Annotated in this window: 10 protein-coding genes; 1 reads left to right on the top strand and 9 read right to left on the bottom strand. The window is 71.1% G+C overall.

Annotated features, from left to right (window positions below):
* Positions 1–2: 2 nt before the first annotated feature.
* The 5 genes from EDF48_RS02975 to EDF48_RS02955 all read right to left on the bottom strand — a co-directional run bounded on the left by EDF48_RS02975 (position 3) and on the right by EDF48_RS02955 (position 4,927).
* The gene (locus EDF48_RS02975; RefSeq protein WP_131878002.1) at positions 3–956 is read right to left on the bottom strand and encodes a 3-hydroxyacyl-CoA dehydrogenase family protein; all 954 of its coding nucleotides are present in this window, start codon (positions 954–956) and stop codon (positions 3–5) included.
* On the bottom strand, positions 953–1,993 hold the full coding sequence (locus EDF48_RS02970; protein WP_131878000.1) for a TIM barrel protein: 1,041 nt from the start codon (positions 1,991–1,993) through the stop codon (positions 953–955). The genes EDF48_RS02975 and EDF48_RS02970 overlap by 4 nt, the downstream gene beginning before the upstream one ends.
* A 91-nt stretch (positions 1,994–2,084) precedes the next feature.
* Positions 2,085–2,801, bottom strand: coding sequence for a GntR family transcriptional regulator (locus EDF48_RS02965; protein WP_131877998.1), 717 nt, complete (start codon positions 2,799–2,801; stop codon positions 2,085–2,087).
* 44 nt (positions 2,802–2,845) lie between these two features.
* Positions 2,846–3,865: a PDDEXK nuclease domain-containing protein gene (locus tag EDF48_RS02960; RefSeq protein ID WP_131877996.1), complete on the bottom strand. Its 1,020-nt coding sequence runs from the start codon at positions 3,863–3,865 to the stop codon at positions 2,846–2,848.
* An 84-nt stretch (positions 3,866–3,949) separates the two neighbouring features.
* On the bottom strand, positions 3,950–4,927 hold the full coding sequence (locus EDF48_RS02955) for a matrixin family metalloprotease (protein ID WP_165918698.1): 978 nt from the start codon (positions 4,925–4,927) through the stop codon (positions 3,950–3,952).
* A gap of 130 nt (positions 4,928–5,057) precedes the next feature.
* Here EDF48_RS02955 and EDF48_RS02950 point away from each other — a divergent pair, with 130 nt between their 5' ends.
* Complete coding sequence (locus tag EDF48_RS02950) at positions 5,058–5,945, top strand: aminoglycoside phosphotransferase family protein (RefSeq protein WP_131877992.1); 888 nt, start codon at positions 5,058–5,060, stop codon at positions 5,943–5,945.
* 20 nt (positions 5,946–5,965) lie between these two features.
* Here the strand turns inward: EDF48_RS02950 and EDF48_RS02945 are convergent, their stop codons facing one another.
* The 4 genes from EDF48_RS02945 to EDF48_RS02930 form a co-directional block, all read right to left on the bottom strand.
* Entirely contained in the window at positions 5,966–6,883 is a 918-nt protein-coding gene (locus EDF48_RS02945) for a GNAT family N-acetyltransferase (protein WP_207906618.1), read from the bottom strand.
* 155 nt (positions 6,884–7,038) lie between these two features.
* On the bottom strand, positions 7,039–8,988 hold the full coding sequence (locus EDF48_RS02940) for a prolyl oligopeptidase family serine peptidase (protein WP_131877990.1): 1,950 nt from the start codon (positions 8,986–8,988) through the stop codon (positions 7,039–7,041).
* A complete protein-coding gene (locus tag EDF48_RS02935) occupies positions 8,985–10,769 on the bottom strand; it encodes an N-acetylglutaminylglutamine amidotransferase (RefSeq protein ID WP_131877988.1) in 1,785 nt (594 codons plus the stop codon). Before EDF48_RS02935 ends, EDF48_RS02940 begins: the two co-directional genes overlap by 4 nt.
* Positions 10,769–13,336 (bottom strand): carboxylate--amine ligase/circularly permuted type 2 ATP-grasp protein, encoded by a 2,568-nt coding sequence (locus EDF48_RS02930; protein WP_131877986.1) that lies wholly within the window; start codon positions 13,334–13,336, stop codon positions 10,769–10,771. The genes EDF48_RS02935 and EDF48_RS02930 overlap by 1 nt, the downstream gene beginning before the upstream one ends.
* Between the last annotated feature and the right edge of the window lie 375 nt (positions 13,337–13,711).

Genomic DNA, 13,711 nt, shown 5'->3' with positions numbered 1-13,711 from the left:
CCTCAGTGGATCGGCGCCGGGCCGAGGTCGTCGAGCAGCTTCTGCATCGCGACGTAGGCCTTGTTGCGGTAGGCGACGAGCTCCGGCGTGCGGTCGGCCGGCACCTCGAGGTACCCGGCGCCGGACTTCGTGCCGAGCTCGCCCGCGTCGACGTGCTGCTGCAGCGACGGCGGGGTGGCGAAGCGCTCGGGCCAGCGGGTCTGCAGCGACTCGAAGCAGAACGCGTAGACGTCGAGACCGGCCATGTCGGCGATCGCGAACGGGCCGAAGAACGGCAGGCGGAACCCGAACGTGGTCCGCACGATGGTGTCGATGTCGTCGGGGGTGGCGATGCCCTCGTCGGCGATCTTCGTGGCCTCCTCGAACAGCGCGTACTGCAGGCGGTTCAGCACGAACCCGGTCGAGTCCTTCACCCGCGCCGACTGCTTGCCGGTCGCGGCGACGACGGTCTCGCCGACCGCGATCGCGTGCTCGTTCGTGGTCGGGTGCGGGATGAGCTCGACGCCGGGGATGAACGGCGCCGGGTTCGAGAAGTGCACGCCGAGGAACCGCTCCGGGCCGACGACCGCCTCGGCCAGCGACTCGATCAGGATCGTCGAGGTGTTCGAGCCGATGATCGCGTCGGGGCGGGCGGCTTCGCTGATGCGGCGGAGGGTCGCGTGCTTGATCTCGATCTTCTCGGGGACGGCCTCCTCGATGAAGTCGGCCTCCGCGACTGCTTCCTCGATGGAGGCGGCTGCGCTGAGGTGGGCGTCGACGCGTGCCACGGCGTCCGCGGGGAACAGGCCGTCCGCGACGAACTGCTCGGTCTCTGCGATGAGCCGGGCTCGGTTGGAAGCGGCGATCTCGGCCGAGACGTCGGCGATCCGGACGGTGTGGCCAGCGAGGGCGAGGACCTGGGCGATCCCGCCGCCCATGTAGCCGGATCCGACGACGGCGATGTCGAGGGTGCTCATCGGGTTGCTCCTTCGGTGCTGGTTGCTGCAGTCGGGGTCGCCGTCGCCGTCGCCGTCGCCGTCGCGTCGAGCTTCGTCGTCGCGAGGACGGATCGGATGTACTGCTGGTTCGTGGCGCAGACGCCGAGGCTGTCCCCGCCGTACTGCTCGGTCATGACGATCCCGCGGAACCCGTCGGCGACAGCGTCGCGCAGGACCTGGCGGTAGTTGATGAGGCCCGTCTCCATGGTGCTCGGCGCGCTCGTCGCCCAGCTGCCGTCGCCGGCCTCGTCACGCGTGTAGTTCTTCACGTGCAGGTAGTTCGTGTGCGGCATGGTCTTCGCGAAGAGCTCCCGCCAGTCCTCGATCGGCCGGTGGAGGCGGATGAGGTTCGCGACGTCCGCGTTCAAGCCGACGTTGTCGAGCCCGATGTCCTCGACCAGGCGCACGGCGCTGTCGGCGGTGCCGAGGTAGGTGTCCTCGTACAGCTCGAGGGCCATCGGCAGTCCGACGCTCGCAGCGTGCTCACCGAGCTCCCGCAGGCGCTTGACCGCCGCGTTCCAGACCTCGGGGTCGTCCGGGTCCTTCGGGCCCTGCGCTGTCCAGAACCACAGCGCGCGCTTCTGGGCCTCGGTGAACGGCTGGTGCAGGCCCGTCGAGAACACCTGCATGCCCCACTCGGCCGCCGCGTCGATGGTGCGGTGGGCGTAGGCGAGGTTGTCCTCCTCGTGCCCGGGCTGGATGACGCTCTTGCGCTGCAGGTGCACCGAGGGGATCCCGATGCCGTGCACCTTCGCGACGGCGAACAGCTCGTCGCGGCGGGAGCGCTCGAGGTCCGCGGGGCGGATGTGGCTGTCGGCGAGTTCAGCGAGCGAGAACCCTGCGGCTGCGATCTGTGCGAACACGTCGTCCCAGACCTCAGCCGGGGCATCGTGGAACGCAGTGCCGTCGCGCGTGACCTGGGCGAAGCCGTGCAGACAGGCGGCGATCGGCCAGGTGTCCGACGTCCAGGTGGTGGGGTCCCAATCCTGGTCGACCCAGTCCTGCGGTGTGCTCACGGAATGCTCCTTCGCATGTCGGGGTTCGGCGGTGAACCTCTTTCCTATAGGAAAGATACTCGCACCTCGACAGAGCGCAACCCCTGCGGGATCAGCTCGTGTGCGAAGCGTCCTCGCGCGACCGGAGCCGGACGGCGTCGATGTGGTGCCGCATCGCCGCGACCGCTTCAGCCGGCCCGACCGCGAGGGCATCGACCACCGCTCGGTGCTCGTGCACGGCGCGGTCGGTGTCGTCCCCGCCGCCCTCGACGATCTGCCGCATACGGTGCACCCGCGTCGTGATGATCTCGGACATCTCCTCGAGGAACGGGTTCCGCGTGGCATCGAAGATCAGCTGGTGGAACTGCCAGTCGCTCCGGAAGAAGCGGGCCATGAGTTCCTCCGACGCCTCAGCCGCACCGACCGCCGCGACCTCGTCGGCCACCGCAGTCTGCTCGTCGAGCGCAATGCCGAGCCGCTCCCGCAGGGCGTCGACGTCACCGCGCGCAGCGAGCTCGACGGCGCCGCTCTCCACGATGAGTCGGGCGTCGAACAGGGCCTCGAGTTGGTCGCCGGCCAGGGGTGGGGAGACCCGGTACCCCTTGTTCGCTTCACGGGTGACGAGGCCGGTGCGTTCGAGCTGCACGAGGGCTTCGCGCACCGGCGTCGGGGAGACGCCGAGGGTTCGGGCGAGCCCATCGATCGACAGCCGCATGCCGGGTTCGACGTCGTGGCCCATCAGGACCTCGAGCACCCGGTCGTAGACGCGGTCACGCAGGCCGAGCTGCGAGATGCGTTCGGTCCCGAAGCCGGGCATGGTCGTGGACATGGGTCGATCCTAGAGAATCCACGAATCCGACAGCTCGACCCTGATCAGTTGACGGCAGAATCGGCGAGCATCCCCGTCAGGTCGTCCTCCGAGGGCAGTGCCGCACGAAGCGTCGATGGAAGGAGGTCGTACCGAGCGACGCCGACCGGGGCTCCGTGCCCGCTGAGGGCGTACCGCACGACCGGGTCGTTCTTGTCAGCCACGAGCAGGAGCCCAACGGTGCCCGAGTGCTGTTGGCGCCGGAGCCGGTCGTCTACCAGGGACACGTAGAACGACAGCTGGCCGAGGTGTTCGGGTTTGAACTTGCCGCTCTTGAGTTCGACGACGACGTACCGGAGCTGGTCGACGTGGAAGAAGAGAAGATCGACGAAGAAGTCGTCACCGTGAACCTCGAAGTGGACTTGCCGCCCGACGAACGAAAACCCAGTGCCGAGCTCCCGGAGCGTGTCGATGATGCGGTCGACGAGCCGCTCCTCCAGCTGTCGCTCCGTTGCACCTGCGTCGAGCGCCAAGAAGTCGAGCACGTACGGATCGCGCGTGATCTGCTGCGCCAGATCGGAGTCAGCCTCGTCGAGGACACGGTCGAAGTTGGTCAGTGCTGAGGTGAATCGCTCGTGGGCGTTCGTCGCGACGTGGTGCTCGAGGACGTTCCGGGACCAACCGTGCTCGAGCGCTTGCGCCGCGTACCGGTCACGGCGCTCTCGGCCGTCGAGGCGACCGAGCAACACGGTGATGTGACCCCACGGAAGTTGTGCAACAGGCTGTTGCACGACATCCGGACCAGGCCACGCTGCCGCGAAACTGCGCATGTAGAACACGTTCCGCCGTGAGAAGCCCTTCATCTCAGGAAAGGCGGTCCGGAGATCACGCGCCAACTGGTCCACGAGCCCACTCCCCCACCCTGCGGTTTGCTGGCGGTCGAGAATCATTGCGCCGATCTGCCAGTAGAGGCGGACCAGCTCTGTGTTGACACGGCGCTGCGCCGTGAACCTGGCGGATTGGACGCGCTTCTTCAGCGCATCGAGCGTTGCCGCGTAATTCTCGGGCAGGGCAGGTTGGGTCATCGCGAACGACCGTAGCCAGTGCGCGCGGTCAGCGGGCCCGTCCAGCTGATCCTGTGGACAGATCGACGACGCCGTCGCGTCCGCTCAGTACAGCACCGCGATCCCCCGCAGATCGCCGAGCCCGAGCGTCCGCTGCGCTGTGTCGCACACCGTGGACGACGGCTTCATCACGAGCCCCGACTTCTGCGCCGTGTGCCCGAGCCCGTACGAGTGCCCCCACTCGTGCGTCGCGATGCCGCGCAGGTCGAACCGGTTGCCCGAGCAGGTGCTGGTCGATGCCCACCGGTGGCTCGTCGAGTACCGCTGGTCGGTCTCGAATGCGACCCCGCCCGTGAAGGACCAGATGCACGTCAGCGCCAGGGTCTTCGACGGCAGCTTGCCCCACCCGACGACGCTCGTCCGGTTCGAGGTCCCGCAGCCACCATCGGCGGTGACCGCAGGCTTCTGCGTCGCGGTGCCGAGGTACTCCTGGGCCGCCGTCGACTGGACTTTCTCACCGCACGCCGTGATCGTGCCGGTCCAGGCCTCAGCACCGCGCTGGATCGCTGCGACGTTCGACACCTTCGACCCCGTCGGGTTGTACCGCCACTGGACGGTGGACTCCCAGTGCGCGCCGGTCAGCACGTACGCCTTGCTCCCGCAGCTCGCGGACGTCGTGGCGCCGCTGTGCGAGACGGTGCCACGGATCGTCGCTCCGAGCGCTCGGCGCTGCTGGGCTGCGCGTTCTTGCCGGACGGCGGTGGGCGATCCGGCCCACACCTCGTCGACCTGCACGGCGATGCCCGCGGCACCACGGTTCGCGATCACCACGTCACCGGGGTCGGTGTCCCCTTCGGCGACCGGGGCAGCGGTGAGCGTGACGCCGGCTGCGGGTACCGCGAAGGTCCGGCCGTCCTCGAGCGCGACCACGCCGGAGCTGACGCGACACCCGGACGCCAGGTCGTGGATCGAGATGCTGCTCCCCTGGCAGCTTGGCGCTCCCGCGATTCCCGGTGCGGCGACGACCGCCGTCAGGGCGAGCCCGAGTGCGACCGCGGCTGCGGCCTTCGACGACGTGCGCACAGCGCCTCCTTGATCACGCCGCACCCGCACCCCGGTGGCGGACGGCTGCATCAGTGTCCGAGGGTGCGGAAGGGTCGACAAGCCCCCAGAACGGCCGCGGTGCGCAGAGCGGACCGGGTAACGTGCCGCCATGCACTGGGGCGACACCGGACTCGACGACCACCAGATCGCGTTCGTGCTCCACACGCTCCCCGATGCCGTCCTCGTGGCGGACGACTCGTGGGGCCTGCTCGACACGAGGGTCCTGCACGTCGTCGACGGCGACGTCGGCTACACCGTGAAGGCCTCGGGCCAGGACAACACCCACTTTCCCCGCGAACTCGACGCGCACCGGACCGTGACCGACGACCTGTGCGCCGCCGGGGACACCGGTGCCCTCGTGGCCGCGGACGAACAGCACCGGGTCCTGATCCTCGAGCGCGTCCCCGGTTACCTCGCCCTCGGGACCCCGGACGAGCACGCCCCTGACGTCCACCGGCAGGCCGGCGCAGTCCTCCGGCGTCTGCACGACCACGGCACCCGGCACGACCCGACGTTCCTGCTGCACGAACAGGCGAAGGCCTTCCGTGCCCTCGATACCCCGCACCGGATCTCGTCCGACGTCGTCGCCCGGACCCGCGCGGCACTCGAGATGCTCCCCACCGACCACCCGGACGAGCCCCTGGTCCCGACCCACGGCGACTTCCACCCGCGCAACTGGATCGTCGACGACGAAGGCGACGGCCACGGCCACGGCCACGGCCACGGCAGGCTCCGCGTCATCGACTTCGGCCGCTTCGGCTGGCGCCCGGCCTCCTTCGACCTCACCCGCCTCGCGGTGCTGCACTGGCAGGACGATCCGGCCCTCGAAGCGGCGTTCTTCGACGGCTACGGCGACGATCCGCGCGAGTCGGACGCCTGGCGCTGGCTGCAACTCCGCGAGGCCGTCGGCACCGCGACCTGGGCCTACGCCGTCGGCGACGAGGGCTTCGAGGCGCAGGGCCACGACATGCTCCGGCGCGCCCTCACCGCCTTCTGACGGTCAGGAACGAGCCCAGCTCACGGCACCCGCACGAACCGCGGCGCCCCGCGATCCCGCAGCCGGAACCCGAGGTGCTGGTACAACCCGATCGCCCCGGTGTTCCCGGCGGCCGCGTGCATGAGCGGCGTCTCCCCACGCTCGCGGATCCCGTGCGCGACGGCGAGCACCAGCCGCCGCCCGAACCCCTGGCCTCGGTACTCCGCATCGGTGCACACGGCGCTGATCTCGGTCCACCCCGGCGGGTGCAACCGCTCCCCCGCCATGGCGACGAGCCGTCCGTCCCGCCGGATGCCCAGGTACGTGCCGAGCTCGATGGTGCGCGGCAGGAACGGCCCCGGCTTCGTCCGCTCCACCAGGGCGGTCATCTCCGGCACGTCGTCGGGTGTCAGCACGACGGCTTCGTCGTCGGGCGCCCCCTCGATCGCCTCGCCGGTGAGCTGCACGCCGCCGGCACCCTCGACGAGCTCCCACCCCGACGGCAGGACGGCAGCCGCACCGACGCCGAGCATCCCGCCCGATCCGAGCAGTGCCCGGACGTCCTCCCAGTCCTGCGCAGTGGGTTGCTCGGGGATCCCTGTCCACACCGACACGTCGGTCTGGTAACGGACCACGTCGCCGCGCCGCTCGGCGAACCGTGCGTGGTGGCTGTTCAGCGCGGCCATGGCGGGTGCGTCGAGCACGCGCGTCGGGGTGCCGTCGTCGGCGATCGTCAGGTCGAGGGTCCGGAGTGCTTCGCCGCGGGCATCACCACCGCGGAACCCGAGGTCCTCGATCCGCCGACGATCGCCGTCCGCCCACCCGGCGGTGTCCGCGACGACACCGGAGGCGTAGTGGTTCGTGGCGCGTTGGACGACCTGCTCGACGTCCGCTGCCGAGGCCACGAGGACCTCTCCCGGTCGGGGCAGCGCGGTCGAGGTCGGCGCAGTCGTCGTCATCCCACCATTCTCTGCCCGCGGCGAGCGCCGCCACCGCATCGTTGCACCCCGTGACGGCACAGTGCGAGGTTGTTCACCTGGTGCGAGGAAACAACCTCGCACCGAGTGTGAAACCTCGCACCAGCGAGCACCCCCACCAGACCGAGCGCCCCGCCTCACCCCAGCCGCGACGCCACGAACTCCACCATCCGCCGCACCAGCAGCGCCCGCGACGACGCCCGTCGGTACTCGTGCCCCTCACCCGCGAGCTCCAGGTACTCGACGTCGTGCGCCCGCTCCCGCAGCGCCGCGACCACCTGGTGCGCCTCGCCGATGGGGACGTTCGTGTCGAGCTCACCGTGCACGACGAGCAAGGGCGCCGTGACGTCGTCGATCGCCCGCATCGGCGACAGGGCCGCGAGCAGCGCTTCGTCGTCGACGGGGTGCCCGTACTTCGTCGCAGCGGCAGAGGCGATCCACGGTTCGGTGTCCCGGTAGAACGTCGCGAAGTCGCTCATCCCGCACACGGCGACACCTGCCGCGAACACGTCGGGCGTGAACGCCAACGACGCGAGGGTCGCGTACCCGCCGTAGGAGCGGCCCTCGACGGCCACCCGGGAGCGGTCGGCGTACCCGTTCGACACCAGGAACCGTGCGCAGTCCACGACGTCGGCGAGCGCGTTCCAACGCAGGGCCAGGTCGTCGGCGTGCACGAACTCGTGTCCGTACCCGGACGATCCGCGGATGTTCGGGGCGAGGACGGTCACGCCCGCTGCGGCGAGCGCCTGGTGCTGGGGCGAGAACGTGGGTCGTTCCTGCGACTCCGGTCCGCCGTGCAGGTGGACGAGCGCTGCGCGCGGGCCGGGAGGCACGGCAGCAGCAGCACGAGCGCCGACGGCTGACGACGTGGCCGGCTCCACCGCCCGGTACAGCCAGCCGGTCAGCTCCAGTCCGTCACGCGCGGCGAACCGCTCGAGCGTCGGCTCGACCAGCTGCACATCGGGCAGCGTGGGGACGTCGGTGACCCGGCTCCAGGTGAGCGCGTTCGTGTCGAGCCGCCAGAGTTCCCGCGGTCGCGTGGGTCCCTCGACGGCGAGCAGGACGCTCCGGCCGTCGCGGCTCAGGACCGGGTCGGTGACGACGTACCCGGGCAGGTCCGGCACCGGGGTGCGCGAGGCGTCGTGCGTGTTGATGAGGTCGAGTTCGCTGCGCCCGTCGACGTTCCAGACGAGCAGCAGCGTGCGGCCGGCGTCGTCGGCGTCGAGGTACTCGAGTTCGGCGTCGGCGCGCTCGATGATCCGTCGGGGTGTGCCACGCCAGCCGTGTGGTCCGACCGGCTGGGCGACGAGTCCGCGGCGGGGCAGTCCGGCCTCGGTGGCGACGTAGGCGACGAGGGGGCTGGTCTCGCTCGCGGGCGAGGGCCGCAGGAACGCGATCTCCGCGGACCCGTCGGGGTCGTCGGCGAACAGGGCGTGGCTCTCGTCGGTCAGCCGGTCGACGACGACCACGAACTCCTGGCCGCGCTGCCCGTCACTGAGCACGACGAGGCGTTCCTCCACCGACAGGTCGAGGATGTGGATGAGTTCGCCGACGGCCAGGTCGTCGCGGTCGCCGGAGACCGGGTCGACCAGGTACGAGCGGGCCGGCTGGTCGGCCTCGGTCGAGGGCAGCGTGATGACGACCCGGTGCCCGCTGCGGCTCCACGGGCCGAGTTCGGCGTGCTGGTAGCGCGAACCGGCGATCTGCGCGGCGTCGGTGCCGTCCGGCCGGACCACCCAGACCTGCTGCTTCACGCCACCGTCGGTCGCGATCGCCACGGCGAGCCACTCCCCGTCGGACGACCACGACACCCGGATCACGGGGTCGTCGGACAGCGCGATCCGGACCGGTTCCGGCAGTTCGCCGTCGACGACGACGTCCTGCACGAACACCTCGGGGGTGCCGTGCCGGTCGCTCACGAACGCCACGCGCCGGGCGTTCCGGGTCATGGTGGGGCCCCACGACCCCCAGGCGGCGGCGAGCCGCTCACCCAGGTCGGCCGCGGCCCTGGTCGTGACCGAGGGACGGACGTCGACCGACGACGCGACGCTCGCCGAGCCTCCAGTCCGGATCGAACCCACGTTCACCGCACCCCCTGCTGCTGCAACCACATCTCGATCAGGCCGAGCTGCCAGAGCGCGTTGGCGCCGATCTCGGTCCGCGTGCTGTTCGGGTCCTGGAGCATCCGCTCGACCGTACCCGGGTCGAACAGGCCGCGCTCACGTGCTTCCGGCGCGTGCAGTGCCGCGCGCACCCGCTCCAGGTACGGGCCCTCGAGCTGCCGGATCGCGGGCACCGGGAACGACCCCTTGCTGCGGTCGATGACGCTGTCGGGGACGATGCCGCGCGACGCCCGCTTCATCACGCCCTTGCCGCCGTCCGACAGCTTGAGCGCGGGCGGGATCGCGCCGGCCAGCTCGACGAACTCGTGGTCCAGGAACGGCACGCGGGCCTCGAGGCCCCACGCCATCGTCATGTTGTCGACGCGCTTGACCGGGTCGTCGACGAGCATCGTCATCGTGTCGCTGCGGAGCGCAGCATCCACGCTCGTCTCCGCGCCCGGAACCGCGAACGCAGCGTCCACGAACGCCGACGGGGTGTCGTCGTCGCTCTTCCAGCGCTCCCCGAGCAGCCCCTGCAGCGCCGGCCACCTGCGGTCCATGAACACGGAGCGGTAGGCCTCGGCCGCCTGGTCGCGGGGGACGTCGGCGAGCGGCGGGTACCAGTCGTAGCCGGCGAGCACCTCGTCGGCACCCTGGCCGGACTGCACGACCTTGACGTGCTGCGAGACCTCCTGCGACAGCAGGTAGAACGCGACGCAGTCGTGGCTGACCATCGGCTCGCTCATGGCGGCGACCGCACCGTCGATGCCGTCGAGCAGGCGCGTCGACGGGATGTGGATGCGGTGGTGGTCGGTGCCGAAGTGCTTCGCGACCTGGTCCGAGTACTCGAACTCGTCGCCGGACTCACCGCCAGCGGCCTCGAAGCCGATGCTGAACGTGGCGAGGTCCTGCTGCCCGGCCTCGGCGAGCAGTCCGACGACCAGGGAGGAGTCGATGCCGCCGGACAGCAGCACGCCGACGGGGACGTCGGCCACCATGCGGCGCTCGACCGCGGTGCGGAGCGACCCGATGAACGCCTGCTCCCAGTCCTGGTCGGTCCAGTCGGCCCTGGCGGGGTCGCGCTCGAACCGCGGCTCCCAGTAGACGGTGTCGCGGGACGTGCCGTCGCGCTCGATCACCCGGACGGTGGCCGGCGGGAGCTTGCCGACACCGGACAGGATCGTGCGGGGTGCCGGCACGATCGAGTGGAAGCTCATGTAGGACGCGAAGGCGACGGGGTCGATGGACGTGTCGATGCCGCCGCCGGCCAGCACCGCAGGCAGGGACGACGCGAAGCGGAGCCCGCCCGGTACCTGTGCCACGTACAACGGCTTGATGCCGAGCCGGTCCCGCGCGAGCACGAGTCGGCCGCTGGCGTGCTCCCAGATCGCGATGGCGAACATGCCGATCAGGTGCTCGACGAAGGCCGTGCCCCACTCGGCGTAGGCGACGGCGATGACCTCGGTGTCCGACGTCGAGAAGAACTCGTGCCCCTTGCCGCGCAGCTCGTCACGCAGCTGCTCGTAGTTGTAGACCATGCCGTTGTACGCGATCGTCAGTCCGGCCCGGGGCAGCACCATCGGCTGCGCACCGGCGGTGGACAGGTCGACGATCGACAGTCGTCGGTGCCCGAGCGCGACCGGCCCGCGTGCCCACAGCCCGTCACCGTCGGGGCCGCGGTGCACCATGCACCCGGTCATCCGCGCCACTCCTCCGACGTCCGGGGCCGTGCCGTCGAACCGGATCTCACCCGCGAGTCCACACATCAGCGCTCTCCCTCGGCCGCCGCCTTCGCGGCGGATCCCACGATCCACGTGTCCTTGGCCCCGCCGCCGCGCGACGAGTTGACGACCATGCTGCCCTCGGGTGCGACCCGGGTCAGGGCGACGTCGGCGAGGTGCGCGTCGTCCGCGCCGGTACCGGTCAGGTAGACGAACGCGCGCAGGTCGACGTGCCGTGGGTCGAGGCCCGCCGGTCCGATGGTCGGGTGCGACGACAGCTGCACGACTTCCTGCCCGACCCAACCGGCCGGGTCCGCGGCGATCTCGCGCCGTCGTTCGGCGACCTCCGGGGCACTCGCGCTCGGCCCGATCAGGACCCCGCGTCCGCCTTCGCCGTCGACCGGCTTCGTCACGAGTTCGCCGACCCGGTCGAGGACCGACAGGCGTTCGCCCTCGATGCTCGTGCGGTACGTCGGCACCGACTCGAGCAGCGGCTTCTCGTCCAGGTAGTACCAGATCAGGTCCGGCACGTTGACGTACATCGCCTTGTCGTCGACCAGGGCGTTGCCCGGGGCGTTCGCCAGGTGGACGTGTCCGGCCTCGGCGACGTCGAGGACGCGGGCGCCCAGCTCCGGCGCGTGGTCCGCGGTCAGGGCCCGCACGTCGCGGTCGATCCGCAGGTACAGCCCGTCGAGCACGTCGCCGGTCGTCGCGTCGACCACGCGTCCGTCACGGACGTCCAGGTCAGACCCGGCCAGGAGGCGCAGCCCGGCTCCGTCGGCCAGCCTGCGGTGCTCGAACCACGCGCCGGCGGCGGGGCCGTCGCTGACGAGTGCGAGCACCGGGTCCGGGTTGCCGGTCACCGCGGTCGCGTTGGTGCGCAGGGTCTCGCGCAGCCGGTCGGTCACGCCGTGCGGGTCCCGCAACAGCGCCGGACGGGGCGCGTCGGGCACGACGTCGTCCATGAGCTCGCGGAGGGCGATGCCGTACGCCACACCCGAGGGTGAGCGCACGTTGTCCTCGAGCACCCGCCAACCGCCGAACTCGTTCCGCACCAGGTCGAAGCCGAGCACGGGTGCCCGCACCGCGTGACCGGGCAGGCGCGAGGCGTCGGGGTCCCAGCCGTTCGCCCCGACGAACTGGTGCTCGTCCATGACCCCGTCGGCCACGATCCGCCGCTCGCCGTACACGTCGCGCAGGAACAGCTCGATCGCCCGTGCGCGCTGCCCGAGGCCGCGCTCCAGCTGCGACCACTCGTACGCGCTGATCGTCCGCGGCACCAGGTCGCACCCGAACGCCTGCACGCCGCCGTCCACGACGAAGCCGACCTCGTGCTCGCGGGTCCAGGCGTCGCGCGCGGCGCAGTGCTCGTTCGTGGCGTCGGCGTCCCAGGCCGTGAAGTACGTCGCCAGGTCGCGGAACGCCGGACGGGGGCGGGCACCGGGGCCGACCGCTTCGTCGCCGGCGCGCACGCGGTACCCGGGGACCGCGACCGCCGGGTCCTCGTCACGTCCGGACGGCGTGCCGGCGGTGTCCTCGACCACCAGGGCGACGACGTCGTCGAGCTCCCCGCGCTCGGCGTACGCGGTGCGCTGCCGATCGGTGGAGTTGCCGCGGGCCAGGGTGTCCTCGAGCAGGTCCGTCACCGTGCCCCAGTCGCCGAGCTCCTCGAGTTCCGGACGCAGGCGGGACACCAGTTGCCGGACGGCGACCTCGGCGGGCAGGCGGTCCGGGTGCTGCCCGAGGCCGAGCAGTTCGCCGCTCAGCCCCGTGCGCGCCGCCTGCCACATCGCTGCACGGTGCAGGGGTTCGCTGCGGGGGTGCCACTCGGCGCCGGACTCGACGGCGACCTCGGCCTTCCGCACCGCGGCCCGGAACAGTCCGGCGATGAGCACCGCGTCGTCGACGATCGGGGTGGCGTCGCAGACCCGGAGTTCGAGCGTCGGAGCGTGCGACGACGGCCGCACGTCGAAGTACGCCATCTTCTTGTCGGCGATCACCCCCGACGCGATCAGGTCGTCGAGCACCTTGTCGTACTCCGCCGCGTTCGACACCCGCCCGAAGCTGCCGGCCGACGGCCACCGCTGCCAGATGATGCTGCGGAACGACGAGTACCCGGTGTCCTGCCCGTTCCAGAACGGACTCGACGCGCTCAGGGCCAGCAGCACCGGCAGCACCGGCGCGACCCGTTGGGCGATCTGCACCGCCAGGTCGCGGTCGCTCACACCGACGTGCACCTGCAGGCCGCAGATGAGCTGCTCGTCGACGAGCATCCGGTACTGCTCCTGCATCCGGCCGTAGCGCCCGCCGCTGGTCAGTTCGAAGTCGGCGTACTCGGACCGCGGCGCCGTACCGACCGACGCGATGGTGACCCCCGCCGGTGCGATCGCGGCGCTGAGCTCCCGGCGCAGGTCGACGATCACCCGCCGCAGGTCGTCGAGGGTGCGCACCACGGGGGTGTTCGTCTCGATGGTCGTGCGCTGCAGTTCCGCGCCGAAGCGGTCGGCGGGCAGCTTGGGCAGAAGGCGCGGGGCCTTCGCGGAAAGTCGGCCGGACTCGAGGTCGATGAGGTGCAGCTCTTCCTCGGCGCCGAGCGTCAGCTCTGCACTCATGGCTGGAACCTACGCGCGGCCGCTGTGGCGTGCGCCGCGGCACACCGCCTGACTCGCGTCCGTAACACGCCCGTTCACCGGACGTCACGAGCGCTGCGCCTCCCCGCCGCACCGTGCGCACGTCGTCACCCCGTGCGAGGTTGCACGCACCGTGCCCGGTTACAAGCGCGCACCACGCGCGCAACCCCGCACCAGCTCACTCACCTCGCACCGTGCGACCCGCGCGGATCGCGCACCGGTCCGCGAAAGCCGCACCGTGCTGTGGACGCACCACACGCTCGGACGGGAGGCACGACGCCAGCCCGCCACGCGCCTCCCGCCCGCACCGTGCGCACCTCGCCACCCCGTGCGAGGTTCCACGCACCGTGCCCGGTT

Origin of the sequence: Curtobacterium sp. PhB191, from assembly GCF_004346515.1 — a bacterium.
Classification (GTDB): Bacteria; Actinomycetota; Actinomycetes; order Actinomycetales; family Microbacteriaceae; genus Curtobacterium.
The sequence above is the reverse complement of the archived record's forward strand: the minus strand, read 5'-3'. Positions and strand labels throughout refer to the sequence as shown.